Origin of the sequence: Kerstersia gyiorum (genome assembly GCF_048595715.1) — a bacterium.
Taxonomy (GTDB): domain Bacteria; phylum Pseudomonadota; class Gammaproteobacteria; order Burkholderiales; family Burkholderiaceae_B; genus Kerstersia; species Kerstersia gyiorum.
The window spans coordinates 2717942-2744076 of the sequence record NZ_CP169556.1 but is presented as its reverse complement, the minus strand read 5'-3'; the positions used below and the strand labels follow the sequence as shown (position 1 = coordinate 2744076).

Genomic DNA, 26135 nt, shown 5'->3' with positions numbered 1-26135 from the left:
GCGCAATGGAACTACGTCATCTTCGTTGCTTTCTTGCCGTCGCCGAAGAACTCCACTTCGCTCGCGCAGCGGAGAAACTGCATATCGAACAATCGCCACTGTCACGTGCCATCAAGGAACTGGAAGAAGAACTGGGCGTGGTGCTGTTCGCCCGCACCACGCGCAGCACACGACTGACCCGCGCGGGCAAGCTGTTTCTGGATTATGTGCCGCGCGTCTTCACCGCCTTGCAGCAGGCGCGCGATAGCGTGAAGGCAGCGGCCAACGGCTTCCATGGCCAGTTGCGCATCGCCTTGTCCGACGGCATCACGCCGTCGCGGCTACCTGCCTTGCTGGCGCTGTGTCGGCAGGAGGAACCCGAAGTCGAAATCCGCTTCTTCGAGGTGCCGCTAGCTCAGCAGATCAAGGGGCTGCATGACGATCTGTACGACGTGGGTTTTGCCCGCGCCGATGAAGTCGGCGATGGCATCGTCGCCTTGCCCGTCTGGAACGATCCGCTGATGGTGGCGGTGCCGGCGCGGCATCCGTTGCTGGCCCACAAGCGCATTCCATTGGAAGAACTGCTGCGTTATCCGCTGGTGCTGTGCGATCCGCAGGCGTGCGAGGGTCATTGCCGGCAGGTTGATCGTGTGCTGCGCCGTGTCGACGTGGAACCACTGGTCGTCGAACGGGTGGCATCCTGCGACCTGATGATGGCGCTGGTTTCCGCAGGCTTTGCCCTGGGCCTGACCGGCGCCGCACATATCGCGGCCAGCCAGGAACAGGGTATCGTCGCGCGGCCGCTGGTTGGCCGTTCGCCCATGCTCACGACCTATTTGCTGCGCCTAGATGGCGAACCTTCGGAAACGCTGGCCCACTTCATTGAGCGCGTGCAGGCTATCGAATCCCCGGAAGTCGCCAGATCTGCACCAGGCCATATCCCTGATCCCCCGGGGGAACCCAAACCATGAAGAAGGTAATCCTGCTGCTGGCCGTGGTATTGACCGCCTGCGGCCCCGCCGAAACGCCAGAGACGAAAAATGTGCCAACCGTTGAAGAACTGGCATCCGATCCCGTGCGCCTGAAAGAGCTGCGCCAGCAGTGCAGGACTGATCGTACCGCGCTGGGCGACATGCTGTGCAACCGGGTGGCCGAAGCCACGCGCAAGCGGTTTTATGGCAACGGCAATACACCTTACACGCCGCCGGAGAATCCGCCCAAGTTCTGATCGTGGGCGATTCGCCACGTCACTTCTGTTTTTCTGCCCGACACGCCGCAATGCGCTTTCGCTTGCGGCGTTTTTCTTTGGCTCGATACGACCCTAATTCTTTCCAATTACTCGACCTTTCTCCCGATAACGGTCTTTGACCGGCACCGCCCCGGCACTGATCCTCACATCATGCGGCACGTCCTCGTGCCGCGTTTGGACGAGGAATCAGCGCAGGGAAATCGGAGGCCAGTCTATGCAAGGTCAGGGCGTGTTGTTCGGGCAGATCACCGCCGTCTTCGGCATCGTGATCGCCGGTGTGTGGGGTGCCACGCAATGGACAGCCGCCGCATTGGGCTATCAGCTACGCCTTGGCTCGCCGTGGTTCGATTTCTTCGGCACGCCGGTCTATCACCCCTGGCGGCTGTTCGAGTGGTGGTTCTTCTTCGATGCCTACGCGCCCCAGGTCTTCGACATCGGCGGGGCCATCGCGGGCGGCAGCGGCCTGCTGGCCGTGGTGGTGGCCATCGCCATGTCGGTGTGGCGCTCGCGGCAATCGCGCATGGTCACGACCTACGGTTCGGCGCGCTGGGCCGAAGCGGATGACATCCGCAAAGCCGGGCTGACGCAGCCGGCCGGCGTCTTCCTCGGCAAGTATCGCAACGAGTATCTGCGCCATGAAGGCCCGGAACATGTCCTGACTTTCGCGCCCACTCGCTCGGGCAAGGGTGTCGGCTTGGTTGTCCCGACATTGTTGTCCTGGCCGGCTTCGGCCGTCATCCATGACATCAAGGGCGAGAACTGGCAGATCACCGCAGGCTGGCGCAGCCGGTTCAGCCACTGCCTGCTGTTCAACCCGACCGATGCGAAGTCGGCGGCCTACAACCCGCTGCTCGAAGTCCGGCGCGGCGCGCATGAGGTGCGCGATGTGCAGAACATCGCGGACATTCTCGTTGACCCCGAGGGCGCGTTGGAGAAGCGCAACCATTGGGAGAAGACTTCGCACGCGCTGCTGGTCGGGGCCATCCTGCATGTGCTTTACGCGGGTGAGGACAAGACGCTGCGCGGCGTTGCCAATTTCCTCTCCGACCCGGCCAGCCCGTTCGAGCTGACGTTGCATCGGATGATGACGACGAAGCACCTGGGCAATGATGGCGATGGTCGGCCGCACCCCGTTGTCGCGTCCGCTGCCCGCGAAGTGCTGAATAAGTCGGATAACGAACGCTCGGGCGTGCTCTCCACCGCCATGTCGTTCCTCGGCTTGTACCGCGACCCCACGGTGGCCGAAGTCACCTCGCGCTGCGACTGGCGCATCGCTGACCTGATCGCGTCCGAACATCCGGTGTCGCTGTATCTGGTGGTGCCGCCTTCGGACATCAGCCGCACCAAACCGCTGATCCGGCTGATCCTCAACCAGATCGGGCGGCGGCTCACCGAATCGCTGGATGGCAGCGACGGTATCGAGCGCCGCCACAAGCTGCTGCTGATGCTGGATGAGTTTCCGGCGCTGGGGCGCCTGGATTTCTTCGAGACGGCGCTGGCCTTCATGGCGGGCTATGGCATCCGCAGCTTTTTGATCGCGCAGTCGCTCAACCAGATCGACAAAGCCTACGGCCAGAACCATTCGATTCTGGACAACTGCCATGTGCGCGTGACGTTCGCCACCAACGACGAGCGCACCGCCAAGCGCATTTCCGAAACGCTCGGCACGGCCACCGAACTGCGTGCGCAACGCAATTACGCCGGCCACCGGCTGGCGCCGTGGCTGGGCCACCTGATGGTGTCGCGGCAGGAAACCGCCCGGCCGCTGCTGACGCCGGGCGAGGTGATGCAGCTTCCGCCCGACGAGGCGGTGGTGATGGTGTCCAGTCTGCCACCGATCAAGACCAAGAAGTTGCGCTACTACGCCGACGCCAACTTCAAGCAGCGCGTCTTTTCCCCACCCGCGCTCGCGGCCGGGAGCTACGCCGACGCGCCGCCAGTTCGCCCCGACGACTGGAGCGCCTTGGCGATTCCCACCGTCCCCGCCGCACCGGCCACGGTATCCGCCGACGACCTGGGCTGCACCGATGACGGCGGCCCGCGTCGGCAGCCGGAGCTATCCGAGGTTGCCGAGTACCTCCCCGAACAAGCGCCAGCCGCCAACGACCTGGCGCTGCTCGATGACGACGACTTGTCGCTGCCTGTCTTTGCCGTGCTTCCCGGCCAGCTCGATCCGGCCATGCAGCGCACGGCCCGGCTGGCTTTCCTCGACCCTAACGACGGAATCGACTTATGAGCCAATACCGCCTCAATTTGTTCATTCAGCCCGAGCACGCCAAGCGTCTCGAAGAACTGGCCGCCAAGAAAGGCGTATCCAAGTCGTCCATCGTCGCAGCGGCGCTCGCATCGTGGCTATCGCCCGATGCCGGCGACCAGCGTGAGGCGGCCATTGCCAAGCGGCTGGATCGCCTGTCGCGGCAGACCGAACGCCTAGAGCGCGACCAGAACATCCAGATCGAAACGCTGGCGCTGTTCATCCGCTACTTCCTCACCGTCAGCACGCCGGTTCCCGAGGCCCATCAAGACGCAGCCCGCGCCCAGGGCAAGGCGCGTTTCGAGCAGTTCGTGGAACAGCTCGGCCGCCACCTGCTGCGCGGGCGCAGCCTGGTGCGCGACGTGGTGGAAGAACTGCACCCCGACCCGGTGCGGATGGACGACGCGGCAGCACTCGCCCAAGCCCACGAACGAACAGCGGAGCGTGCCCTATGAGCGCCGTTCCACAGACCCCGCCCGAACGCTCATCCACCGCGGCTTCGCTGGATCGCCGAATCCAGATGCTGCGTACGGCAATGGGGCCGGTCATCGCCGACGCGCTGGCCGACCCGGACGTGGTGGAAATCATGCTCAACCCCGACCGCACCCTATGGGTGGATCGGTTGTCTTCGGGCCGCACGCCGCTGGGCGTGGAACTGTCCGAAGACGATGGCGAACGCATCATCCGCCTGGTGGCCGCCCATGTCGGCGCTGAAGTGCATCGCAGCCGACCATTACTGACCGCCGAGCTACCGGAGACGGGCGAACGCTTCGAGGGCATCTTGCCGCCGGCTGCGCCGGGGCCAGCCTTCGCGCTGCGCAAGCGCGCCGTGAGCATCATCGGCCTGGATCGTTACGTTGCTGACGGCATCCTAACCGCCGGGCAGGCGGACTTCCTGCGCCGCGCCGTGCGCGAGCGCCAGAACATTCTGATTGCGGGCGCGACCAGCAGCGGCAAGACCACGCTCGCCAATGCCTTGCTGGCCGAGATTGCCGCCACGGGCGACCGCGTGCTGGTGCTTGAAGACACCATCGAACTGCAGTGCGCCGCCCGCGACCATGTGCCGCTGCGCACCCGCGCCGGCGTCGTGTCCATGACCGAGCTGGTACGCGCCACGATGCGCCTGCGGCCCGACCGCGTGATCGTCGGAGAAGTGCGCAGCGGCGAAGCCCTGGACTTGGTGAAGGTGTGGGGCACCGGCCATCCCGGCGGCATTGCCACGATCCACGCCGGTTCCGCGCTGGGCGCGCTGCTGCGCCTCGAACAGTTGATTCTCGAAGTCGCGGTGAATCCGCCGCGTGCGCTGATTGCCGAGGCGGTCAACGTCGTCATCCACATCGCCGGACGCGGCCGCAAGCGCCGCGTCGGAAGCATTGCCCGTGTCGTCGGCTTCGACGGCACTGGCTACCGCCTGGCGGACGCGCTGGAAACGCCGTTTCCCGAGCCACCGCCGGTTCCTCTTGCAGCCGATGCCGCTGCGCCTTCTTTGTCCCCTGACCAACCTGGAGAACTGCCATGACGCACGCACATTCTTTCCGTATCTCCGTAAATCCGCTTCCCCACCTGTCCAGCCTGGCACGACTGCGCAGCCTGGCCCGCCCTGCGGGGCAAGGGCTGCTTCTGGCCGCGCTGCTGCTGTTCCTGGCCGGAACGGCGCAGGCCGCCGGCTCCTCGATGCCCTGGGAAGGCCCGCTGCAATCCATTCTTGAGTCGATTCAGGGGCCGGTGGCACGCATCGTCGCGGTCATCATCATCATCGCCACGGGCCTCGCGCTGGCCTTCGGCGACACGTCGGGCGGCTTTCGCAAGCTGATCCAGATCGTGTTCGGCTTGAGCATAGCGTTCGCCGCGTCCTCGTTCTTCTTGAGCTTCTTCAGCTTCTCCGGCGGGGCCGTCGTATGAGCACGGCCACCGATCTTCCAGGCTTCGAGGTGCCGCTGCATCGCTCGCTGACCGAACCGATCCTCATGGGCGGTGCGCCGCGCACCGTGGCGATTGCCAACGGCACGCTGGCCGCCGCCGTCGGGCTGGGGCTGCAACTCTGGATTCCTGGCGTGGTGCTTTGGATCGTCGGTCACTCGCTGGCCGTGTGGGGGGCGCGCGTCGATCCGCAGTTCATGCAGGTCTTCGCCCGGCACATCAAGCACAAGCCGCTACTGGACGTGTAGGGAGACGTCGCCATGATGAACCTTGCCGAATACCGCCAGCGGCCCGCGCTGCTGGCTGACTGGCTGCCCTGGGCCGGGCTGATCGCGCCCGGCGTCGTCTTGAATAAGGACGGCGCTTTCCAACGCACGGCGCGCTTTCGCGGGCCGGATTTGGATAGCGCCACGCAGGGCGAACTGATCGCCACTACTGCGCGGTTGAACAACGCGCTGCGCCGGCTGGGTTCGGGCTGGGCCTTGTTCATCGAGGCCGAGCGCCGACCGGCGGCGGATTACCCGCACTCCGATTTCCCCGAGCCACTTTCGTGGCTGGTGGACGAGGAGCGCCGTGCCGCCTTCGAGGAATCGGGCAACCACTACGAAAGCAGCTACCACCTGACGCTGGCCTATCTGCCACCGGAGGAATCCCGCGCCCGCGCGGCTAAGCTGCTCTACGAGCACGCACCGGGTGATGGCGTGGACTGGCGCGGCCGGCTCGATGCCTTCGTGGCGGAAACGGATCGGGTTTTCGACCTGCTTGATGGCGTGATGCCCGAAATCGCTTGGCTCGATGATGCGCAGACGCTGACCTACCTGCACGCCACGGTTTCGACGCGGCACTATCGCGTAGGCGTGCCCGAAGTGCCGTTCCATATCGACGCGCTGCTGGCCGATTCCGCCCTGGTCGGCGGACTCGCGCCCGTGCTAGGCGACCAGCATCTGCGCGTGGTGTCGGTGCGCGGCTTCCCGACCTCAACCTGGCCGGGCCTGCTGGACGACCTCAACCGCCTGGGCTTTGCCTATCGCTGGAGTACCCGGTTCCTTTGCCTCGACAAAGCCGAGGCGGAAAAGGAGCTGGGCCGCCTGCGCCGCCAATGGTTTGCGAAAAGAAAGAACGTCGTCGCGTTGCTGCGCGAAACCATCTTCCAGCAGGAATCGCCACTGGTCGATACCGACGCGAGCAACAAGGCGGCGGACGCCGATGCCGCTTTGCAGGAGCTGGGCAGCGATCAAGTCGCCTTCGGCTACCTCACCGCCACGGTGACGGTGCTCGACACCGACCCCGCCGTGGCCGACGAGAGGCTGCGCATGGTGGAGCGCGTCATCCAGGGTCGCGGCTTCGTCACCATCCCCGAAACCTTGAACGCTGTGGATGCCTGGCTGTCTTCCATTCCTGGCAACGCATACGCGAATGTGCGCCAGCCCATCGTCTCGACGCTGAATCTGGCGCACATGATGCCGCTGTCGGCGGTGTGGGCCGGCCCGGAGCGCAACAAGCATCTGGATGGCCCGCCGGTGATCGTCACGCGCACCGACGGCGCAACGCCGTTCCGTCTGGTGACGCACATCGGCGACGTGGGCCACATGGCCGTGGTTGGCCCGACCGGCATGGGCAAGTCGGCCTTCCTGGCCGTACTAGCGATGCAATTTCGACGCTATCTGCACTCGCGCATCTTCGTTTTCGACATGGGCCGCTCCATGCGCGCCACCATCCTCGGCCTGGGCGGCGAACACTACGACCTCGGCGCGGATGGAGGCATTGCCTTTCAGCCCTTGGCCCGCATCGACAGTGAAGGTTATCGCACCTGGGCCGCTGAATGGGTGGAAGGCCGCCTGCTGCATGAAGGCGTGACCGTCGGCCCGGATGAAAAGGCGGCTATCTGGTCGGCGCTTGGAAGCCTTGCCGGTGCGCCCGTCGAGCAGCGCACGATGACGGGGCTTTCGGTGCTGCTGCAATCGAACGCGCTGCGGCAGGCGCTGGCGCCCTATGTGCTCGGCGGCGCGCACGGCAAGCTGCTGGATGCCGACCGCGACCGACTGGGTAGCGCGGACGTTCAGTGCTTCGAGATGGAGGAACTGATGGCCAGCCCAGCCGCCGTGCGGTCGGTGCTGGGCTACTTGTTCGCCCGTTTCGATGAACGATTCGACGGTGCACCCACGCTACTAATCCTTGATGAATCCTGGCTGTTCTTGGATGACCCGGTATTTGCAGCGCGCATCCGCCAGTGGTTGAAGACGCTGCGCAAGCGCAATGTCAGTGTCGTCTTCGCCACGCAAAGCCTGGCGGACATTCAGAACTCCAGCATCGCGGCGGCCATCATCGAAAGCTGCGCCGTTCGGATTTTCTTGCCCAATCCGCAGGCGACCGAGCCGCAGATTCGCACGATCTACGAGGGCTTCGGCCTCAACGGCCGACAAATCGAAATCGTCGCCACCGCGCAGCCAAAGCGCGATTACTACTACCAATCGCGCCTCGGCAACCGCCTGTTCGACCTCGACCTGGGGCCGGCCGCGCTCGCCTTCGCGGGCGCATCCACACCGCAAGACCAACGCGACATCGACCGCGTGCTGACGCAGGCCGGCGCTCCCGGCTTTGCCGGTGCGTGGCTGCGCCATCGCGGCCTCGATTGGGCCGCCGACCTGCTGCCGTCCTCGCCGGCGGCGGCTTCTTTCCTTGCTTCTCAACCGCTGGAGGTTTCGCCATGAAGACCCGCGTGCTTTCCGTTTCGCTCGCCGCCGCGCTGTCGGTGTCGTTCCTGACCGTGCAGCCCGCATCGGCGCTGACTGTTTTTGACCCATCCAACTTCGTGCAGAACACGCTGACCGCCGTTCGCACGCTGGAGCAGATCAACAACCAGATCAACCAGCTTCAGAACGAGGCGCAGATGTTGATGAACCAGGCGCGCAACCTGGCGAATCTCGATTTCAACATCGTCAACCGGTTGCGCTCGACGCTCGCCACCACCGAGCGCCTGATCGCCGAGGCGCAGGGGCTGGCCTACGACGTGCAGAGCATGGATGCCACGTTCGCCCGCCTTTACCCGGAGCAGTACGCGGCCACCATCAGCGGCGACCAGATGCTGCGCGATGCGCAGGAACGCTGGAAAAACACCTTGAACGGCCTGCACACCGCGATGCGGATGCAGGCGCAGGCGTCGCAGAACCTCGCTCAAGACGAAAGCGCGCTGGCCGACCTCGTGAGCCAGAGCCAGTCGGCCACGGGCGCGCTGCAAGCGATGCAGGCGACCAACCAGCTTCTCGCGCTCCAGGCCAAGCAGTCCATCCAGGCCCAGCAGCTCCAGATCACGCAAGACCGTGCGGCCTCGCTGGAACTGGCGCGACAAGCGGCGGCAACCGAGCGCGCCCGCGAAGTGCGGCGGCGCTTCTTGGGTAGCGGTACGCCGTACACGCCGCAGTCCGTCAACTTCTACAACAACTGACGGGAGGCGGCCATGCGATGCCCTTCAGTCCTGCTGGCCGTGCTGCTGACCGCGTGCGGCCAGCAGCCGGCCGAGAACCTGGCCGACGCCCTGGCCGCCGATCCCGTGCGGCTCAAGGCGCTGCGCGCCCAATGCGCGGCCGACCGGCAGGCCGTGGGCGAAGACGCTTGCCGCTCCGCCGCCGAAGCCTTCCGGCGGCGCTTCTTCGCCGGCCACACCGGGCCGGACGAATACCGGACGCTGGCCGACCTGCCGCCGATTCCGCCGAGCTTCGACACGCCCACCGACGACACGCCGGAAGGCGATGCGCCGCTCGCCGCTGCGGAGGACACGCCATGAACGACGTGACCATCATCGACAGATTTCTCGATACCTTCTCGCGCTACATCGACTCCGGTTTCGGGCTGCTGCAAGGCGAAGTCGCGTTCCTGACGGCCACGCTCATCGTCATCGACATGACCATCGCCGGCCTGTATTGGGCCATGAGCCACGCCACCGGCCAGGGCGAGGACGTGATCGCCAAGCTGCTGCGCAAGGTGCTCTACGTCGGTGCCTTCGCCTACATCATCAACAACTTCAACTGGCTGTCGGGCATCGTGTTCAGGTCGTTCGCCGGCCTGGGCCTGACGGCCACCGGCTCAACGTTGAGCATGGAGAACTTTCTCCAGCCGGGACGGCTGGCGAAGACGGGCATTGACGCTGGCGCACCGATCTTGGAACAGATCGGCGACATGGCCGGCTTCCCCGAGGTGTTCACCAACCTTGATCCGATCGTGGTGCTGTTCCTCGCGTGGCTGGTGGTGATCCTCTGCTTCTTCGTGCTGGCGGTACAGCTTTTCATCACGCTGATCGAGTTCAAGCTGACCACGCTTGCCGGCTTCGTCTTGATTCCGTTCGCACTCTGGAACAAGACCTCTTTCCTCGCGGAAAAGGTGCTCGGCAACGTGGTGTCGTCGGGCATCAAGGTCTTGGTGCTGGCCGTCATCGTTGGCATCGGCTCGGGCCTGTTCGCGGAGTTCCAGGTTCACCCTGACGAGCCTTCCATCGACCACGCGCTTGTCGTGATGCTGGCCTCGCTCGCCTTGCTGGCGCTGGGCATCTTCGGCCCCGGCATCGCTACGGGCCTCGTGTCCGGTGCGCCGCAGCTCGGCGCGGGCGCGATGGCCGGCGCTGCCGTCGGTGCTGTCGGCACAGGCGTTGCCATTGGTGCCGCCGCGACTGGCGTGGGCGGTGCCGTCATGGCCGGCGCACGCATGGCCCCAGCCGCCGCCAAGCTGGCCGGCGCGGGTGCGCGTGCCGCCACGTCGGCGGCCGGTAACGCCCGGTCGGCATTCCAGGCCGGTTCCGCCGCTGCGGGCGGCGGGGCCAAGGGCGCGGCTGCTGGCCTGGGCAATGTCGCCAAGACCGGCGCACAGGCGGCAGGCCGCCGGGCCGCGTCCGGCGCTTCCGCTGCCGGGCAGAAGGTGGCGGATTCCTTCCGCGCCGGCTGGAACGGCACAAGCTCTGGCGCTGCTGGCGCAGGCCAAGCCACCGCCGGCGAAGCGGCGGATGGTGCCGCCAGCGCGCCCAAGCAGGAGCAACCCGCCTGGGCCAAGCGGATGCACCGCCGCCAGCAGATCACCCATGCCGCGACCACTACCGCCCACACGCTGCGCGGTGGCGACGGCGGCGGCTCAGGGCAAGGCCCGAGCCTGCGCGATTCCGATACCTGACCACCAAGGAGAACCTTATGCGATTCAAGCGACCGCAGGTGCGCTATGCCGATACACCGCAACCTGCCACCCCGTATCAATCCGCCGCCCAGGTGTGGGACGACCGTATCGGCTCGGCCCGCGTGCAGGCGAAGAACTGGCGGCTCATGGCGTTCGGCTGCCTGGTGCTTGCGCTGCTGATGGCCGGCGGTCTGGTGTGGCGTTCCGCGCAGTCCATCGTGACGCCTTACGTCATCGAGGTGGATGAGGCAGGCCAGGTGCGCGCCGTGGGCGAAGCCGCCACGCCGTACCGGCCCGCCGATGCGCAGATCGCGCACCACCTGGCGCGCTTCGTGACGCTGGTGCGCTCGCTGTCCATCGACCCCATCGTGGTGCGGCAGAACTGGCTGGATGCCTACGACTACACCACGGACAAGGGCGCGGCGGTGCTCAACGACTACGCCAGCAAAAACGATCCCTTCGCCCGCATCGGCAAGGAGTCGGTCACGGTGCAGATCACCAGCGTTGTCCGAGCCAGCGACACGTCTTTCAACGTGCGCTGGACGGAACAACGCTTCGTCAATGGTTCGCCTGCTGGCACCGAACGCTGGAATGCCGTGCTTTCCATCGTCCTGCAAACCCCGCGCACCGAACAGCGCCTGCGCAAGAACCCGCTGGGTATCTACGTCAATGGCCTGTCGTGGAGCCGCGAACTGGATTCTTCCGAAGGAGCCAAGCCATGAACCTGCCTTTCCGCTTTTACGCTTTGCCGTCAATCCTGCTGGCCTCAACGATTCTGTTCTCGGGCTGCGCTTCGCAGGGAAAACCGCCGCCGACCATCTCGCTCGATGAGCCGGTGCAGGCGCAGCCGCTGCCCGAACCGCCCAAGCCGCTCGAAGTCGTCGCCGTCCCCGAACCATTGGCGCTGCCGGCGCAGTTGAAGCCGCTGCCGGAGGTCGATGCGAACCCGGCCGCGCCGGAGTCGGCCGACGAGAAGGTGCGTGTTTCCCGGGCCAATGCCGAGGCGCGCATCGCTCCGACCCGCGAGGGCTACGTCAATGCGATTCAGGTGTGGCCCTTCACCGATGGCGCGCTCTACCAAGTCTATGCCGCGCCGGGGCGCGTGACCGTGGTTTCGCTCCAGCCGGGGGAGGAACTGGTGACAGTGGCCGCCGGTGACACGGTGCGCTGGATTGTCGGTGACACGTCCAGCGGCAGCGGCGACACGCTGCGTGTCAATGTGCTGGTCAAGCCCATCCGCTCGGGCCTGAAAACCAACCTGGTCATCACCACCAGCCGCCGCACCTACCTGCTGGAACTGACCTCGACGGAAAAGGCGTGGATGGCCTCGGTGTCCTGGGACTACCCGAAAGACCGGATGCTGGCTTTGCAGCGCCAGGCGCAGGCGGCCAGCGCCGCCGCGCCGGTCGATACCGGCCTGTCGCTGGAGAAGATCCGCTTCCGCTACGCGGTCAGCGGCAGCAATCCGCCGTGGAAGCCGCTGCGCGCCTTCGATGACGGCGAGAAGGTCTATATCCAGTTCCCGCCGGGCATCGCGCAAGGCGAGCTGCCGCCGCTGTTCGTCATCGGCGCGCAGGGCGACGGGCAACTGGTGAACTACCGCTTCCGCCCGCCGTACTACATCGTGGATCGGCTGTTCGGCGCGGCCGAACTTCGCCTGGGAGCCGACAAGGGCGATGTGGTGCGCATCGAGCGCACGGATGGCATCGCCGGGAGGAACTGAGCATGAGCCAGGACGACATTCCCGACCTTGCCACGCCGCAGGCGGAAAAGGTGGCACCCGAGGCGGTGGCGCTGCGCGCCCAACCGCGCCCGGTCACGCGCCTGAACCGGCGCACGCTGGCCATCCTCGCCGGCGGCCTGTCGGTCGGCGTGATGGGCGCGCTGATCTGGTCGCTGCAACCGCAGCAACGCGGCGCGGGCGAATCCACGGAGCTGTACAACGTGGATCGTGTGTCGCGCTCGGAAGGCCTCGACCAACTTCCTACCGACTATTCCAAGTTGCCAGCGCTGCCGCCCGATGTGCCGGAGCTGGGGCCACCGCTGCCGGGTGATCTGGGGCCAGCCATCGTCAATTCGCAGCAGCCAGTTGCCGCCTCCTATGCCGCGCCCGGCTACGATCCTAACGATGCGCTGCGCAAGGAAGCAGAAGCTGCGGCAGCTTCTTCGGTATTCTTCCGCACCGGCTCCACGCAGGCCGCGCCCGTGGCGCAGTCGCAAGTTTCTGCCGCGCCGGGCTTCGCCGCCAATGCCGCTTTCGATCCGCTGGCCGCTGGCCCGGCCTCGACGGCGGCCCAGCCTGCTGATCCGACTGTCGTGCAGAACCGGCAAGACCAGAAAGAGGCCTTCCTGACAGGCGGCTCTACGGAAACCCGTAACTCCGGCAACCTGCAAATGCCCGCATCGCCCTATCAGGTCATGGCCGGAACCGTCATTGCCGGGGCACTGGTGACGGGCATCAAGTCCGACCTGCCGGGCGACGTGATCGCCACGGTCACGGAGCCGATCTACGACACGGCCACTGGCAAGTTCCTGCTGATCCCGCAGGGTTCGCGCATCCTGGGCAAGTACAACAGCCAGGTCAGCTACGGCCAGAGCCGCGTGCAGGTGGTGTGGAACCGCATCATCTTGCCCGATACGTCATCACTCACGCTCGACAATCTCGTCGGTACAGACCCGGCGGGCTATGCCGGTCTGGAAGACGACGTGGACTGGCATTGGGATCGGATTTTTGCCGGTGCCGTGCTGACGACGCTGCTGGGCATCAGTGCTGAGCTGGCCGCGCCGGAAAACCGCCAGGACGGTGATCGCGTCATCATCGCCGGGCGTGACAACCTGCAGGACACCGTGAACCAAGTCGGCCAGGAAGTGACCCGACGCAACCTCAACATCCAGCCCACGCTGACCAGCCGCCCGGGCTTGCCGGTGCGCATCATCGTCAACCGCGATCTGGTGCTGCGACCCTATCAGCCGCTGTTCTTCAATAAGGGGACTTCCCGATGAGCACGACCAAGAAACTGCGGCTTGGCCCTCTGCCTCGCCAAGAAGTCACGAAGCTGACCTTCTCTTGCCCGGCCAGCCTGAAAGCCGACCTCGACCGCTACGCCGCGCTACACGCGCAGGCGTATGGCGAGGCGGTCGATGCCGTGACGCTGATCCCGCACATGCTGGAGGCGTTCATGGCGGGGGATCGGGGATTCAGAAAAGTATGCAGGCAGAGGTAACAAAATACAAACGAAATTCTATAATGTCCGTTATCGGCTATGAGCAGTCATTCCAGCATGGGTCTTGGGCGGTTCATCTCAAGCTCCGAGTTCAAAAAAATTTGAGATTTTCCTAAAATTTAGGCGAGTAATTGCTCGCTCCAAAGACCACTAATGGATTAATTGCATGAAAATAAAGAGCACCATTTCATGCACTCTACATCTACTAACCTTCCATATAGGACATATATGAATTATAAGAAAATGGTGGCTATTTTTGTCGATGTAATCGGATATAAAAACACTACTGACTTCTCAAAAAAATATGATCTTCATAGGCTCTTTCATGAGGAAGTGGCCATTCATTCGAAGCGCCAATCTGAAATACCTCATGTCATATACGATCGAAAAGTTTTTGGATTTTCAGATTGCGCATATTTTTTCTTCTATTACAAAGATGGAATTGAAGAAGAAAGAAAAAACGATGTAAATCTTGCATATATTGCCGCATACAATGTTTCATTAACATTTCTTAGGTTAATGAGCAAAGGATTTCTGGCAAGGGGTGGCGTTGCTTTTGGAGATGTTTTTATTGATGAATTGGGATTTTTCGGTCCTGCCGTAGAGCGTGCACATGAGATTGAATCAAAAGAAGCTATTTTCCCTCGCCTTCAGTTCGATCAGGGGTTAGGAAAAAACATATTTGAATGGGAGCACGATGTTTCAAAAAAAGATCCTGAATTGTTATCAATGTTTAATGAAGTCCCTTTTGTTTCAGAACTTGAGAATAGCAAGTATTTTGTTAATCCTTTCAATGTCTTGCAAAGAAGTGGACAGTTTTTAGCTGGAGAGGATTTGCTTACACTTGAGAGTGTAAAGAAAACTGTAATAGGCAAAATTGACGCTGATTTAGAGGCCTTTTCAAATGACCAAAGAGTTGTTGAAAAACTTGAATGGTTAAAGCTTTATGTTAATCAAAAGACGAAACTTCTAAAAAAAGAAATTGAACCAGATTCATTTTCTATTATGACTACGTATATTCGAGGTGGCTGATTTTGCAAGCAGCTTTATTTTCATAGCCCTTGCGGTCATGCTTTTCTAGGGCTTTGGATCTAACTCGGCGCTCAAGCCCACCCGCCTTCGGCAGTCAGCCTAGCTTCTCGTTAATAGTGTGGCTGTCTGCTCAGGGTCGAGACCAGTCGTCTTCCCTGGCATCTGCTGTTGTGCCTTTTTTGATTTTGATGGTGTACGAAAGAAAGGGTTACTATGGCTAACAAGCCCGCTGTCTCTGGATAGTTTTCACCGTCACAGCATGACGTGGCTTACTTTCCCAAGGCTCTCATGTGGCTCCCAGCCCACAACGCCACATCCCTCGCAAGCGGCACGGAACAGAGCTAACCTATTGCCCCGTATATGGTTTCAAGCCTCGCTTGATTTGCATGAAACGCTTGACACCGGCCATTTTTTGTCGCCGGGCCGCCCCAAGACAAAAACGCCCCCTTGGGGGGCAGCAAGCCGAAGGCGCCGCGTGGGGGCCCTTTTTTTGGTGCGTGATGCGTTTTTACTGCCCGCTCGCCCGCAGCAGCCGGGGCGGTTCAGACTTCCTGACGGGAAGGGTCTGGCGCGAACAACGTGGCGAGTATGTCTATGCCGTGGCCGATGGCCGTGTCTATGGCCTGAGCCGGACTGAGGGCATAGGCCACGGCAGCATCTGCGGCGTTGGCAAATGCCGGTACGGGATAGGTGAAACCAGGGTCGTCGGGCTGGCTGGCCTTGCGTATGTCCAGCGTGGCGGTGAAAGCCGGGCCGGAGCCATTGGCGCCTTCAGGCGCGGTGGACAGGCGAGCGAGCAGCAGATAGCCCTTGTAGATGTAGCGATTCGGGTACACCAGGCACATCTCCTGTAGAGCATCTTGGCCGGTCATGGACCCGGTAAGGGGCCTGGCGCCCCGAGGGCGGACCGCGCAAGACGGTGACTACCCGGAGCCGAAAGCTGCCGGATCGTGGCGGAGACGCGCCGACCTGGAAAGCAGGCGTGCTTCACGACCGATCCCCGGTGGCAGACGGCGCACGCAGGTGGTCAGGAATTGATCACTATGGAGAGTATCCTGCGGCCTGTCAAGTGTTGCCTGCTGAAAACGGGAAATTCGGCGATGTGTGTGCATTGTGGTGCTTACATCGCCAGAATTCAGTCAAAATTCTGTTTCTGCCATGAAAATGACATGTTCGGCATGCACGGAGGCTGGCAGCCGTGTCCTACATGGCAATAGCGGCGGGTCTGGGACTGGTGCGTGTTTTTTTCAGGGAGGGCGGGCAGGGATAATTCTGGCCATGCCTTCATGGCAATGTTGCAAAGCCGCCATACAATATCCCGCTAGCAGCAGGAGAAGGCTTATATGACAGATGCTCAGAACCCCACGCAATTTTCCTCGGATGGCGAAGCCCTGTGGCTGGTTCCCCCGACCCACGACGGCCAGGCGCCGGGACAACTGTTCGTCATGTTCCATGGCCAGGGAGGCGAACCGGCAGACCTGCTCTGGCTGGCCCGCACCCTGCAGGCGCAATGGCCAGGCGCAGCCATCATGGCTTTGCGCGCTCCCTATCCCGCAGGGGTCAGCGAAGCCGAGGGCCGACAGTGGTTCGTCGCAGATGAATTGAATGCCGATGAGCTGGCCGGGCAGGTCGCAGCCGGCCTGCCGCCGTTGCTCAAGCTGATTCGCCGCGTGCAGGCGCAATGGCAGATTGCTCCTGCCGCCACGGCCTTGTTCGGCCTGGGGCAAGGCGGGTTGGTGGCGCTCGAACTGTCTGCAGCCGACCATGCGCTGGCTGGCCGCGTAATCGCCTTTTCCGCCGGTTATGCCAGCTTGCCGCAGGCAGCCGCGCCGGAAACCAGCGTGCACCTGCTGCATGGTGCCGAGGACGATGTCGTGCCGCCGTCGTCCTCGCAGGATGCCTACGACCGTATCCAGGAACTCGAAGGCGACGCCACGCTGGATATCCTGCCCGATATCGGCCACGAGCTGAATGTCGCGCTGGTGACCCGCGCTATCGAGCGCCTGCGTACCCATGTGCCCCTGCATATCTGGCAAAGCGCGCTGATGAGCGCGCGCCAGTCCAGCTGAATGATGTGCCCGGCCCGCCCGCATGGCGGTGCGGGCCTTCCGACAACCCACGCTTAGGCCCTCAAACGTTACCCGGCAGGCCAGGAGAGTTTACGGATGTCCGCGTATTTTCCTTCGGTGGTACTCACTCCGGAACCGGTCGATTTCCAGTCCTTCGAGGTCGCCGCAGCGGCGGTGGACCGCCTGATCGAGATTTACGAGCGCAATACCGCATTCCTGCGCAGCCATTTCGCAGAACTTGCCCGTGGCGAGCCCTTGCCACGTTCTGCCCGCGTGCGGGCCTGGTATCCCGCGATCCGCATCCAGGTCGATACCTATGACCTGGTTGATACGCGGCTGTCCTACGGCCATGTTTCCGAGCCCGGCGTCTACGAGGCCACCATTACCCAGCCGCGCTTGTTCCAGGCCTACCTGGTGGAGCAGATCGGCCTGTTGCTGCTGCATCACAAAGTGAAGGTAGCGGTCGGTGAATCGGAGACGCCCATTCCACTGCATTTCGCGTTCCCTGGCGGGGCGCACGTGGAGGGCGTGGACCTGGCCGCGCTGGGTCGTCCGCTGCGCGATATTTTCGATGTGCCCGACCTGACCATCACCGACGATGCCATTGTCAACGGCAGCTGGCGTCCGGTAGCGGGCAAGCCGCACCCGCTGGCGCCTTTTACTGCGCCGCGGGTGGATTATTCCTTGCATCGCCTGCAGCACTACACCGCGACGTCTCCTGCGCATTTCCAGAATTTCGTGCTCTTCACCAATTACCAGTTCTACGTGGACGAGTTCTGCGCCTACGCCCGTGCCAGGCTGGCCGACGGCGTCGGTGGCTACGAATCCTTCATCGAGCCGGGCAATGTCGTCACGCTGCGCGGCGAGGCTGAACCCGTCTCGGGTACGGCGCCTGAGCGCCTGCCCCAAATGCCGGCCTATCACCTCTGCCGGGCAGGTCATGGCGGCATCACGCTGATCAATATCGGTGTCGGCCCGTCCAATGCCAAGACCATCACGGATCACGTCGCGGTATTGCGGCCGCAAGCCTGGCTGATGGTGGGGCATTGCGCCGGTTTGCGTTCGACCCAGCGCCTTGGAGATTACGTGCTGGCGCATGGTTATGTCAGGGATGATCACGTGCTGGATGCAGACCTGCCGCTGTGGGTCCCGGTCCCGCCGCTGGCGGAAGTCCAGGTGGCGCTGGAAACGGCCGTCGAGAAAATTGCCGGCCTGTCAGGCTGGGAGCTCAAGCGCATCATGCGTACCGGTACAGTGGCCAGCATAGACAACCGCAACTGGGAGTTGCGCGATCACCAGGAACTGGTCGAGCGCTTCGCGCAGTCGCGTGCCATTGCCCTGGATATGGAATCGGCCACGATTGCCGCTAACGGGTTCCGCCTGCGAGTGCCGTACGGTACCTTGCTTTGCGTCTCCGACAAGCCGTTGCATGGAGAGCTGAAGCTGCCGGGCATGGCCAATGACTTCTACCGGCGTCAGGTCGGCCAGCACCTGCAGATCGGCATCCATGCGCTGGAACTGCTGGCCAGCATGCCCAAGGAAAGGCTGCACTCGCGCAAGCTGCGCAGTTTCATCGAAACGGCTTTCCAGTAGGCGGGTGTTGGCGGCCTGCTCCGTCCGGCTTCAGTCCTGCTCCAGCAGTAGGGCCAGCGCGGGAGAGAACTGCTTGCTGCGGTGGCGGATGCGGTAGAGCTGGCGGTGTAGTGGTGGCAGGGCGGTGCGCAGCAGCGCCAGGCGGCCCAGATCCACCAGGTCCTGAACCGCGCTGCGGGACAGGCAGGCGATGCCCAGGCCAGCGGCTGCGGCCTGCTTGATGGCCTCGGTGCTGCCCAGCTGCAAGGCCAGGTCGAAGTTGCCCAGATGCGGCAGCAGCACGTTATCCACGGCCTCGCGGGTGCCAGACCCGCTTTCCCGCAGCAGCCAACGTTGCTTGCGCAGTTCTGCCAGCGGGCAGGGGGTCTGGGATTGCGCCAGCGGATGGTGTGCAGCCACGACGAACACCAGTTCGTCGCTGAGCCAGGGCAGCGCTTCCAGTTCGTCGGCATGGCAGGGACCTTCGATGACGCCGGCGTCGACTTCGCGGCGCAGCACAGCGCCCACGATTTCCTGGGTATTGCCGATGCGCATTTCCACGCTGGCCAAGGCATGGGCCTCCAGCAGCCGGGCAATCCGGGCCGGCATCAGATAATTCCCGATGGTTGTACTGGCGCCCAGGCGGATGCGTGCCGGTAGTGGCGCGCCAGGGTTGCCGCCATCCATGCCGAAATGGGTTTCTATCGTGCGCGCCATATCCAGCAGCGAGCGTGCCGGGTCCAGCAGGGCGCGCCCGGTCTCATTGAGCTGCAGGCGCTTGCCCACGCGGTCGAACAGGCTGGCGCCCAGCATGGCTTCCAGTTCCCCCAGCGCGGCGCTGGTGGCGGATTGCGACAGCGGGATGCTGCTGGCAGCCGCTGTCGTGCTGCCATGTTCGGCGATGGCCGTGAAAATATGCAGCTGCCTCAGAGTGATGCGCATCGGGCGGTTTAATCTATTTGAAATTACGATAGGTTATAGAAATATAACCTGTTTTACAGATATTCCTTCTGCATTCATTATGTGTTCAATTCATAAGGAATTGTTCCGTAATGACTGCTAATAATATATTGACTGCGGGCAGGGACGGCTGTCCGGCGCTGCGCGGCGAGGCAAAGGAAGATCGTCCGGCACGGGAAGGGCAGGGCATGCTGCATGAAGGCTCCCCGGCATTGACCGCAGGCGCGGCCTATGCTGCAGCGGCTGCGCCGGCAAGAGTTTCCCCAGGTGCCCAGGCGCCGGCAGGCAGGTCGTGGCAGCCGGGCGCACTGGTCGCCGGGCTGCTGCTGACTGGCAGCATTGCGGCGGCCGCGCAATGGCTCAGCAGCCAGCCGTGGGCTCAGACGCATGGTATAGCGGCGCTGACCCTGGCCATCGTGCTGGGGATGCTGGTTGGCAATACGGTGTATCCGTCAGTGGCAGGCAGGCTGGGTGCCGGGGTCGATTTCTCCAAGACGCGGCTATTGCGTGCCGGCATCGTGCTGTATGGGCTACGGCTGACTTTCTCCGACGTGGCCCTGGTAGGTTATGAAGGGGTGTTGCTGGACGCCTGTATGCTGCTCTCCACTTTCTGTCTGGCATGGTGGCTGGGGACGCGTTGGCTGGGCCTGGACCGCCAGACTGCGCTGCTGATCGGCGCAGGCAGTTCGATTTGCGGCGCAGCGGCCGTGATGGCGGCCGGTCCGGTGGTGGGCGGGCGGGCAGCCCAGATCAGCGTGGCGGTAGCGACGGTGGTGATCTTCGGCACCTTGGCGATGTTTGCCTGGCCTGCCTTGTATCACCTGGGGCAAGAGTGGGGTTGGGTGCACATGGATACGCGGCAGGCGGGCGTGTTCATCGGCGCGACGGTGCATGAGGTGGCGCAAGTGGTGGCTGCCGGGCGTGCGCTGGGCAGCGATGCAGCGGATGCTGCCGTGATTGCGAAGATGGTGCGGGTAATGATGCTGGCACCCTTCCTGCTCGGGCTTGCATTGTTGCTGGCCCGGCGGGGGGCGAGCAACGGGGCCCCGGCGCCGGGGCCGGGGCGGCGCGGGATCGCGATTCCCTGGTTCGCGTTCGGTTTCATCCTGATGGCGGCATTCAATTCGCTGGTCGAACTGCCTTCCGAACTGGTGCGTGTCGCACTCGACCTGGACACCATTATGCTTGCCATGGCCATGGCCGCCCTGGGACTGACGACGCATGTGTCGGCATTGCGCCGGGCTGGATTGCGCCCCTTGCTGCTGGCAGCGATGCTGTTTGCCTGGCTGCTTGGGGGCGGGCTGGCGATGAACGCCTTGGTGCATGCCCTCCTGGCCTGACGGCGAGCGTAGTTCAACATGCCTGCAGATGGGGCTTCATTAGTGCCTCGAACCAGTCCATGAATACCGCCAGCCGGCGTGAGCGCTGGCGGCGATGCGGATAGAGTAGTGATACTTGCAAGGGGGCTGCGCGATGGTCAGGCATGACTTCCTGTAGTTCTCCCGCGTCGATCAGGTGCTGCACGTCGAAACCGGGTATCTGGATCAATCCCAGACCCGTGCGGCAGCACGCAATGTAGTTCTCCGCGTTATTCGTTACGACTTGGCTGGGTATGGGCACACTGTGCTCGGCGCCGTCGGCGGAAATATAGCTCCACGGTATTTCTCGCCCGGTGGACGGAGAGGCGTAACCGACCATCCAGTGTTTGCTGCAGAGCTCCTCGGGGTGCTCTGGTATGCCTTGTTCTTGCAGGTAGGCGGGGCTGGCGCAGTTGATCAGCCTGATCAGGCCCAACGGCCGGACGGCAAGTGCGGTGTTCGGCAACGCGCCGACACGCACCACGCAGTCAATGCCTTCCCGTACCAGGTCAACGGCGCGATCGCTGGAACCCAGGATGAGTCGCAATTGGGGATGCTGCCGCAAAAGCATGGGTAATGCCGGCACGATAAGCCTGCGCGCGATGCGGCTGGGCACATCAATTCGCAGCTGCCCTGACACCTGGCGCTGGCTGGCTTGGAACATCGTGTCTATGTTTTCTACATCCGCCAGTAGCGGGCGTATGCGTTCGAGCAACTGCATACCGTCGGCGGTCAGATGTACCTGGCGTGTGGTCCGGTGCAACAGACGTGTACCTACCTGAGCTTCCAGTTGCTGGATGGCCGCCGACACCGAGGCACGCGGCAACTCCAGTGCATGCGCCGTCTTGATGAAACTGCCCATCTCCGCAATCTGAGCGAAGATACGGTACTGATCGAGCCTGTCCATAGTCTCCCCATGGTGCTGGCGCCCAGGTCCAGGCTATTTTGCTGTTCCCGGTTCAGCCAGCAAATGCTCGAGTGGGGGCACCGCCAGCCTGCTTATTTGGTGGTGTAGCCGCCGTTGATCAGGATGGTCTGGCCTGTGATCCACCAGCCGTCGCTAACCAGGTGGCGGATGAAGGGTACGACGTCTTCGATGTCCGTCAGGCCGGTTTTACTGAACAGAGAAAGCGCTGCCGCAGTTTTGTGATAGGCCACGGCATCGGCGCCTTCAGCCGGGTAGAAAAACGGCGTGTCCATCGGACCCGGTCCAACTGCTGTGACTGAAATGCCGCGTGCAGCAAATTCCTTTGCCGCGGCACGGGTGAAGTGCTCTACCGGCGCCTTGGTGCCTGCATACGCAGCATAGAACGGAGTGAAAGCCCCGAGTAGCGAGGTTACCAGGGTAAGCACCTTGCCGTTGTCGTTGACGTGTTTGCCGGCTTCCTTGAGGAAAAAGAATGCGCTTTTGGTGTTTACTGCCGACATGTCGTCGTACTCGGCTTCGCTGGTTTCGGTGATCGGTTTCTTGAGCACCTTGCCTACGGTATTGATGGCAATGTCAGGTCTGCCTACGGCGGCAATGGCATCGGTGAATAGTTTCTCGACGGCAGCTGCTGTGGTGAGGTCTGCCTGGATTGCCACGGCATGCGCGCCGGTTGCCTTGACGGCCGTCATTGTGGCCTCTGCATCACCCTGGCTGGCGTCACTGTTGTAGTGGATTGCCACTGCCTTGGCGCCATGTTGGGCCAGATCACGGGCGATCAGGCCGCCGAGGTTTTTGGCCCCGCCGGCGATGAGAACGGTTTTGCCTTTGATGGAATGGTCTGCCATGGGACTCTCCTTTGCAAATGGGGATGCCCCCAGCTTAGGCCGAGGGTGCCCGGAGATAAACCACCTGGCCCTGGATGGATTATCCAGGAAATCCATCCAATGAATTGTCTCAGCCTGGCGTGGACTACTGATCGCGCCGATAGTGGCGTGCGCTAAATGCCTGACTGATAGCGTTCGTGTACCAGCTTCCGGATGGACGCCTTGAGCAGCTTGCCTGTGGCTGTGTGCGGCAGTTCGTCGACGATCAGTACATCGTCGGGCATGCTCCACTTGGCGATCTTGTCCTTGTAGATGTCCAGCATGTCGTCGCGTGTGAAGGTGTGGCCAGGCCGGATAACGGCCACCAGGATGGGGCGTTCGCCCCAACGCGGATCTGGCATGGCGACCACGGCGGCTTCCTGGATGGCGGGATGCGCCTGCGCCAGGTTTTCCAGCTCGACCGAACTGATCCATTCACCGCCCGATTTGACTACGTCCTTGTTGCGGTCGACGATCTGTACGAAACCATCTTCGTCCATGGTGATGATGTCGCCAGTGTCGAACCAGCCCGGGACCAGGGTGTGGGCGGGGCTGGGGGGCGCGTTGTAGTAGCTGCCGGCTACCCAGGGACCGCGGATCAGCATGGAGCCGAACGACTTGCCGTCGCGCGCCACCGTCTGGCCGTCCTGGCCGTGAATCATGAATTCCATGCCGAAGACGGGGCGGCCCTGCTTGGCCTCTAGCATCAGGCGCTGCTCGGGTGTCAGTGCGGCATGCTTGGGCAGAAGGCTGCAGGACAGGCCGACCGGACTGGTTTCCGTCATGCCCCAGGCGTGGCGGGTCTCGATGCCCATGCGCCGGAACCGTTCCAGCATGATGGGAGGCGCTGCCGCACCGCCTATCGCCACGCGGCGCAGGTCCGGCAGGCTCTGGCGGTTGCTTTCCATCCAGTCCTGCAGTGCCAGCCAGACGGTGGGCACCCCTGCCGTGAAAGTCACTTTTTCGCTGGCGAACAGTTCGTGCAGGCTGGCGCCGTCCAGGCGCGGTCCGGGCATGACCAGCTTGGCGCCGACCATCGGTCCGGCGAAGGGCAGGCCCCAGGCATTGACGTGAAACATCGGCACGACAGGTACGATGGTATCGCTGGCGGAAAGCCCGAGCACGTCTGGTGCCGGGATGGCCATGGCATGCAGCACCGTGGACCGATGGCTGTACAGCACGCCCTTGGGCTCGCCGGTCGTGCCGGAGGTATAGCAAAGGCCGGAAGCGGTGTTCTCGTCGAAGACCGGCCAGTTGTACTCTGGCGATTCGCCGCCGATCAAGGTTTCATAGCTGATCAGGCCAGGCAGCGAGCTCGACGAAGGCATGTGGGTGTCGTCGGTCAGCAGGACGACTGCCTTCATGCCGCCCAGCTGATCCGCCAGTGATTCCAGCAGAGGCAGGAACGTGAGGTCAGCAAAGATCGCACTGTCCTCGGCGTGGCGGATGATGTAGCTGATCTGCTCCTTGAACAGCCTGGGGTTGATGGTGTGGCATACCAGTCCGGAACCAGACGTGCCGTAATACAGCTCCAGGTGGCGGTAGCCATTCCAGGCCAGGGTGGCGACGCGGTCGCCGAGCTTGAGGCCCAGGCGCTGCAGGGCGTTGGCGAGCTGCTGGCTGCGCCGCCAGGCGTCAGCATAGGTGTAGCGGTGCAACGGGCCTTCCACGGTGCGCGACACGATTTCGGTCTTTCCGTGGTAGGTGGCCGCGTGACGCAGAACCGATGAAATCAGCAGGGGCTGGTGCATCATATTGCCGAGCATGGGTTGTCTCCTCCAGGTGTCGGCGCAGGTCAGAATGCGTCTGCTGCCAGTTTTGCAAGCTCGGCTGCATCGGCGCGGATTGCCTGTTCCAGCGCGATCGTCTGCGGCAGCAGGCGGGTCACGAAGAAGCGCGCGGCGGCCAGTTTGCGTTGATGCAGCGGCGTTGCACCCGCCTGGCTCTTGCCGGCCATGCGTACCCACAGCCAGCCATAGGCTACCAGTGCGAAAAAGCGCAGGTAGTCGGTGGCGGCTGCTCCCAGGGTATTGGCGTCATGCGCGGACGACAACAGGTATCCGGTCACACTTTCCAGGCGCTGCAGGGCATCCAGTACGGGAGCGGCCAGGTCGGCGGTGTTGCCGGCCCGGGCCTGTTCCAGTTCCTTGCGCACGAGCGCGAAGAAGCTGCTGGCGAGTGCGCCGTTCGCCATGGGCAACTTGCGGCCGACCAGGTCCATGGCCTGCACGCCATTGGTGCCTTCGTAGATCTGCGTGATCCGGGCATCGCGCACATATTGCTCCATGCCCCATTCGCGGATGTAGCCGTGGCCGCCGAAAACCTGCTGACTGAGTACGGCGGTTTCGAAGCCGAAGTCGGTGAAGGCTGCCTTGATCACGGGCGTGAGCAGCGCGACGAAGCCGTCGGCCTGCTGACGCGTGGCGCCATCGGGATGGCGGGCTGCAGTGTCCATCTGCAATGCCGTCCAGACGGCCAGCGCGCGTCCTGCGTCGTTCAGTGCGCGGCCGGTCAGCAGCATGCGGCGCACGTCGGCGTGTTCGATGATGGCTACCGGGCCGCGGCTGCCGTCGGCCGAGCGGCCTTGCAGGCGTTCACGCGCATAGGCGGCCGCCTTCTGGTTGGCGGCTTCGCCCAGGCCCAGGCCTTGAATGCCGACGAACAGGCGTTCCGCATTCATCATGGTGAACATGGCGTTGAGTCCGCGCCCGGCTTCGCCCACGAGCCAGCCGATGGCGCCGTCGTAATTCATGACGCAGGTAGGCTGGGCATGGATGCCCATTTTGTGTTCCAGCGCGCCCACCGACATGTTGTTGCGCTCACCTATTTCGCCATTGGCGTCCGGCAGGAACTTGGGCACCAGGAACAGGCTGATGCCTTTCACGCCAGGGGCTGCGCCAGGCAGGCGTGCCAGGACCAGGTGGATGATGTTGCCGCCAAAATCCTGGTCGCCGGAGGAAATGAAGATCTTGGTGCCGGTGATGCGGTAGCTGCCATCGTCCAGCGGTTCGGCGCGGGTGGTGAGCAGGCCCAGGTCCGTGCCAGCGGACGCTTCGGTCAGGGCCATGGCGCCAGTCCATTCGCCGCTGATCATGCGCGGCAGGTAAAGCTCCTTGAGCGCCGGGCTGGCGTGGTGAGTGAGCGTTTCCACCGCTCCGTGCGTCAGGCCGGGGAACAGGCCGAAGGAAAGATTGACGGACGACACCATTTCGTTGAGCAGGATCTGCAAGGTCAGCGGCAGGCCCTGACCGCCATAGTCGGCGGAACCGGACAGCCCGCACCAGCCGGCTTCGCGGAAGGCTTGGTAGGCCGAGGCCAGCCCGGGAGGGGTGATGACCTGGCCGTTCTCCAGGCGGCAGCCGGTTTCATCGCCACTGCGGTTGAGCGGTTCCAGCACTTCGACGCAGAACTTGCCGCCTTCTTCCAGGATGCTGAGGGCAAGATCGGTGTCCACCTCTTCGCAGCCCGGCAAGACGGCCATGCTGGCATTGAAATCGAAGACGTCGGACAGCAGGAATTGTGCATCTTCAGTCGTGGGGATATAAGCAGTCATCGTGTTTCCTTGTGTCT

General features: G+C 63.3%; 25 protein-coding genes. 19 read left to right on the top strand and 6 right to left on the bottom strand.

Features of this window, described 5'->3' with window-relative positions; translation table 11 throughout:
* Positions 1 to 5: 5 nt before the first annotated feature.
* From ACEW7X_RS11960 to ACEW7X_RS11885, 16 genes are all read left to right on the top strand, one after another.
* A complete protein-coding gene (locus ACEW7X_RS11960; RefSeq protein WP_420177235.1) occupies positions 6 to 950 on the top strand; it encodes a LysR family transcriptional regulator in 945 nt (314 codons plus the stop codon).
* Positions 947 to 1207 (top strand): EexN family lipoprotein, encoded by a 261-nt coding sequence (locus tag ACEW7X_RS11955; protein ID WP_420177234.1) that lies wholly within the window; start codon positions 947 to 949, stop codon positions 1205 to 1207. Before ACEW7X_RS11960 ends, ACEW7X_RS11955 begins: the two co-directional genes overlap by 4 nt.
* A gap of 235 nt (positions 1208 to 1442) precedes the next feature.
* Complete coding sequence (locus ACEW7X_RS11950; protein ID WP_420177233.1) at positions 1443 to 3464, top strand: conjugal transfer protein TraG; 2022 nt, start codon at positions 1443 to 1445, stop codon at positions 3462 to 3464.
* Entirely contained in the window at positions 3461 to 3937 is a 477-nt protein-coding gene (locus tag ACEW7X_RS11945) for a CopG family transcriptional regulator (protein WP_420177232.1), read from the top strand. Before ACEW7X_RS11950 ends, ACEW7X_RS11945 begins: the two co-directional genes overlap by 4 nt.
* Positions 3934 to 5001, top strand: coding sequence for a P-type conjugative transfer ATPase TrbB (gene trbB / locus ACEW7X_RS11940; RefSeq protein WP_420177231.1), 1068 nt, complete (start codon positions 3934 to 3936; stop codon positions 4999 to 5001). The genes ACEW7X_RS11945 and trbB overlap by 4 nt, the downstream gene beginning before the upstream one ends.
* On the top strand, positions 4998 to 5384 hold the full coding sequence (locus ACEW7X_RS11935) for a TrbC/VirB2 family protein (RefSeq protein ID WP_420177230.1): 387 nt from the start codon (positions 4998 to 5000) through the stop codon (positions 5382 to 5384). Before trbB ends, ACEW7X_RS11935 begins: the two co-directional genes overlap by 4 nt.
* A complete protein-coding gene (locus tag ACEW7X_RS11930) occupies positions 5381 to 5650 on the top strand; it encodes a VirB3 family type IV secretion system protein (protein WP_258164086.1) in 270 nt (89 codons plus the stop codon). The genes ACEW7X_RS11935 and ACEW7X_RS11930 overlap by 4 nt, the downstream gene beginning before the upstream one ends.
* A gap of 12 nt (positions 5651 to 5662) precedes the next feature.
* Entirely contained in the window at positions 5663 to 8113 is a 2451-nt protein-coding gene (trbE, locus tag ACEW7X_RS11925; protein ID WP_420177229.1) for a conjugal transfer protein TrbE, read from the top strand.
* Positions 8110 to 8847, top strand: a complete 738-nt coding sequence (trbJ, locus tag ACEW7X_RS11920) for a P-type conjugative transfer protein TrbJ (RefSeq protein WP_420177228.1) — start codon at positions 8110 to 8112, stop codon at positions 8845 to 8847. Before trbE ends, trbJ begins: the two co-directional genes overlap by 4 nt.
* Positions 8848 to 8859: 12 nt before the next feature.
* A complete protein-coding gene (locus tag ACEW7X_RS11915; RefSeq protein WP_420177227.1) occupies positions 8860 to 9186 on the top strand; it encodes a hypothetical protein in 327 nt (108 codons plus the stop codon).
* The gene (gene trbL, locus ACEW7X_RS11910; protein WP_420177226.1) at positions 9183 to 10559 is read left to right on the top strand and encodes a P-type conjugative transfer protein TrbL; all 1377 of its coding nucleotides are present in this window, start codon (positions 9183 to 9185) and stop codon (positions 10557 to 10559) included. Before ACEW7X_RS11915 ends, trbL begins: the two co-directional genes overlap by 4 nt.
* Positions 10560 to 10576: 17 nt before the next feature.
* Positions 10577 to 11281: a conjugal transfer protein TrbF gene (gene trbF / locus ACEW7X_RS11905; protein ID WP_420177225.1), complete on the top strand. Its 705-nt coding sequence runs from the start codon at positions 10577 to 10579 to the stop codon at positions 11279 to 11281.
* Positions 11278 to 12282 carry a P-type conjugative transfer protein TrbG gene (gene trbG / locus ACEW7X_RS11900; RefSeq protein WP_420177224.1) on the top strand — a complete coding sequence of 335 codons (1005 nt, stop codon included), beginning with the start codon at positions 11278 to 11280 and terminating at the stop codon, positions 12280 to 12282. Before trbF ends, trbG begins: the two co-directional genes overlap by 4 nt.
* Before the next feature lie 2 nt (positions 12283 to 12284).
* On the top strand, positions 12285 to 13562 hold the full coding sequence (locus tag ACEW7X_RS11895; protein WP_420177223.1) for a TrbI/VirB10 family protein: 1278 nt from the start codon (positions 12285 to 12287) through the stop codon (positions 13560 to 13562).
* Positions 13559 to 13783, top strand: a complete 225-nt coding sequence (locus tag ACEW7X_RS11890; RefSeq protein ID WP_278858989.1) for a DUF2274 domain-containing protein — start codon at positions 13559 to 13561, stop codon at positions 13781 to 13783. The genes ACEW7X_RS11895 and ACEW7X_RS11890 overlap by 4 nt, the downstream gene beginning before the upstream one ends.
* A gap of 228 nt (positions 13784 to 14011) precedes the next feature.
* Positions 14012 to 14815 carry a hypothetical protein gene (locus tag ACEW7X_RS11885; protein WP_278858987.1) on the top strand — a complete coding sequence of 268 codons (804 nt, stop codon included), beginning with the start codon at positions 14012 to 14014 and terminating at the stop codon, positions 14813 to 14815.
* A 542-nt stretch (positions 14816 to 15357) separates the two neighbouring features.
* Here ACEW7X_RS11885 and ACEW7X_RS11880 read toward each other — a convergent pair.
* Complete coding sequence (locus tag ACEW7X_RS11880; protein WP_127774787.1) at positions 15358 to 15651, bottom strand: hypothetical protein; 294 nt, start codon at positions 15649 to 15651, stop codon at positions 15358 to 15360.
* Between the two features lie 507 nt (positions 15652 to 16158).
* Here ACEW7X_RS11880 and ypfH point away from each other — a divergent pair.
* Together ypfH and ACEW7X_RS11870 are read left to right on the top strand one after the other, a co-directional pair.
* Positions 16159 to 16884 carry an esterase gene (ypfH, locus tag ACEW7X_RS11875; RefSeq protein ID WP_420177222.1) on the top strand — a complete coding sequence of 242 codons (726 nt, stop codon included), beginning with the start codon at positions 16159 to 16161 and terminating at the stop codon, positions 16882 to 16884.
* A gap of 96 nt (positions 16885 to 16980) precedes the next feature.
* Positions 16981 to 18477: an AMP nucleosidase gene (locus ACEW7X_RS11870; RefSeq protein ID WP_127774786.1), complete on the top strand. Its 1497-nt coding sequence runs from the start codon at positions 16981 to 16983 to the stop codon at positions 18475 to 18477.
* A 30-nt stretch (positions 18478 to 18507) separates the two neighbouring features.
* Here ACEW7X_RS11870 and ACEW7X_RS11865 read toward each other — a convergent pair whose 3' ends face one another.
* Positions 18508 to 19398, bottom strand: a complete 891-nt coding sequence (locus tag ACEW7X_RS11865) for a LysR family transcriptional regulator (RefSeq protein ID WP_127774785.1) — start codon at positions 19396 to 19398, stop codon at positions 18508 to 18510.
* Positions 19399 to 19508: 110 nt separating this feature from the next.
* Here ACEW7X_RS11865 and ACEW7X_RS11860 point away from each other — a divergent pair, with 110 nt between their 5' ends.
* A complete protein-coding gene (locus ACEW7X_RS11860) occupies positions 19509 to 20756 on the top strand; it encodes a YeiH family protein (RefSeq protein ID WP_420177221.1) in 1248 nt (415 codons plus the stop codon).
* A 13-nt stretch (positions 20757 to 20769) separates the two neighbouring features.
* On the opposite strand, the gene ACEW7X_RS11855 is transcribed toward ACEW7X_RS11860, so the two are convergent.
* The 4 genes from ACEW7X_RS11855 to ACEW7X_RS11840 all read right to left on the bottom strand — a co-directional run bounded on the left by ACEW7X_RS11855 (position 20770) and on the right by ACEW7X_RS11840 (position 26118).
* Positions 20770 to 21681, bottom strand: coding sequence for a LysR family transcriptional regulator (locus ACEW7X_RS11855; RefSeq protein WP_130486704.1), 912 nt, complete (start codon positions 21679 to 21681; stop codon positions 20770 to 20772).
* A gap of 92 nt (positions 21682 to 21773) precedes the next feature.
* Positions 21774 to 22547 carry an SDR family oxidoreductase gene (locus tag ACEW7X_RS11850; protein WP_420177220.1) on the bottom strand — a complete coding sequence of 258 codons (774 nt, stop codon included), beginning with the start codon at positions 22545 to 22547 and terminating at the stop codon, positions 21774 to 21776.
* A 152-nt stretch (positions 22548 to 22699) separates the two neighbouring features.
* Positions 22700 to 24331 carry a long-chain-fatty-acid--CoA ligase gene (locus tag ACEW7X_RS11845; protein ID WP_257740414.1) on the bottom strand — a complete coding sequence of 544 codons (1632 nt, stop codon included), beginning with the start codon at positions 24329 to 24331 and terminating at the stop codon, positions 22700 to 22702.
* A 29-nt stretch (positions 24332 to 24360) separates the two neighbouring features.
* Entirely contained in the window at positions 24361 to 26118 is a 1758-nt protein-coding gene (locus tag ACEW7X_RS11840; protein ID WP_068370363.1) for an acyl-CoA dehydrogenase C-terminal domain-containing protein, read from the bottom strand.
* Positions 26119 to 26135 lie beyond the last annotated feature (17 nt).

Coding starts and splice junctions, on each gene's coding strand:
- ACEW7X_RS11860 (WP_420177221.1), top strand. CDS start 19,509: ATGACTGCTAATAATATATTGACTGCGGGCAGGGACGGCTGTCCGGCG.
- ACEW7X_RS11955 (WP_420177234.1), top strand. CDS start 947: ATGAAGAAGGTAATCCTGCTGCTGGCCGTGGTATTGACCGCCTGCGGC.
- ACEW7X_RS11915 (WP_420177227.1), top strand. CDS start 8,860: ATGCGATGCCCTTCAGTCCTGCTGGCCGTGCTGCTGACCGCGTGCGGC.
- ACEW7X_RS11870 (WP_127774786.1), top strand. CDS start 16,981: ATGTCCGCGTATTTTCCTTCGGTGGTACTCACTCCGGAACCGGTCGAT.
- ACEW7X_RS11935 (WP_420177230.1), top strand. CDS start 4,998: ATGACGCACGCACATTCTTTCCGTATCTCCGTAAATCCGCTTCCCCAC.
- ACEW7X_RS11895 (WP_420177223.1), top strand. CDS start 12,285: ATGAGCCAGGACGACATTCCCGACCTTGCCACGCCGCAGGCGGAAAAG.
- trbL (WP_420177226.1), top strand. CDS start 9,183: ATGAACGACGTGACCATCATCGACAGATTTCTCGATACCTTCTCGCGC.
- ACEW7X_RS11850 (WP_420177220.1), bottom strand. CDS start 22,547: ATGGCAGACCATTCCATCAAAGGCAAAACCGTTCTCATCGCCGGCGGG.
- ACEW7X_RS11865 (WP_127774785.1), bottom strand. CDS start 19,398: ATGCGCATCACTCTGAGGCAGCTGCATATTTTCACGGCCATCGCCGAA.
- ypfH (WP_420177222.1), top strand. CDS start 16,159: ATGACAGATGCTCAGAACCCCACGCAATTTTCCTCGGATGGCGAAGCC.
- trbE (WP_420177229.1), top strand. CDS start 5,663: ATGATGAACCTTGCCGAATACCGCCAGCGGCCCGCGCTGCTGGCTGAC.
- trbB (WP_420177231.1), top strand. CDS start 3,934: ATGAGCGCCGTTCCACAGACCCCGCCCGAACGCTCATCCACCGCGGCT.
- ACEW7X_RS11950 (WP_420177233.1), top strand. CDS start 1,443: ATGCAAGGTCAGGGCGTGTTGTTCGGGCAGATCACCGCCGTCTTCGGC.
- ACEW7X_RS11840 (WP_068370363.1), bottom strand. CDS start 26,118: ATGACTGCTTATATCCCCACGACTGAAGATGCACAATTCCTGCTGTCC.
- trbF (WP_420177225.1), top strand. CDS start 10,577: ATGCGATTCAAGCGACCGCAGGTGCGCTATGCCGATACACCGCAACCT.
- ACEW7X_RS11890 (WP_278858989.1), top strand. CDS start 13,559: ATGAGCACGACCAAGAAACTGCGGCTTGGCCCTCTGCCTCGCCAAGAA.
- ACEW7X_RS11845 (WP_257740414.1), bottom strand. CDS start 24,331: ATGCTCGGCAATATGATGCACCAGCCCCTGCTGATTTCATCGGTTCTG.
- ACEW7X_RS11930 (WP_258164086.1), top strand. CDS start 5,381: ATGAGCACGGCCACCGATCTTCCAGGCTTCGAGGTGCCGCTGCATCGC.
- ACEW7X_RS11855 (WP_130486704.1), bottom strand. CDS start 21,681: ATGGACAGGCTCGATCAGTACCGTATCTTCGCTCAGATTGCGGAGATG.
- ACEW7X_RS11960 (WP_420177235.1), top strand. CDS start 6: ATGGAACTACGTCATCTTCGTTGCTTTCTTGCCGTCGCCGAAGAACTC.
- trbG (WP_420177224.1), top strand. CDS start 11,278: ATGAACCTGCCTTTCCGCTTTTACGCTTTGCCGTCAATCCTGCTGGCC.
- trbJ (WP_420177228.1), top strand. CDS start 8,110: ATGAAGACCCGCGTGCTTTCCGTTTCGCTCGCCGCCGCGCTGTCGGTG.
- ACEW7X_RS11945 (WP_420177232.1), top strand. CDS start 3,461: ATGAGCCAATACCGCCTCAATTTGTTCATTCAGCCCGAGCACGCCAAG.
- ACEW7X_RS11885 (WP_278858987.1), top strand. CDS start 14,012: ATGAATTATAAGAAAATGGTGGCTATTTTTGTCGATGTAATCGGATAT.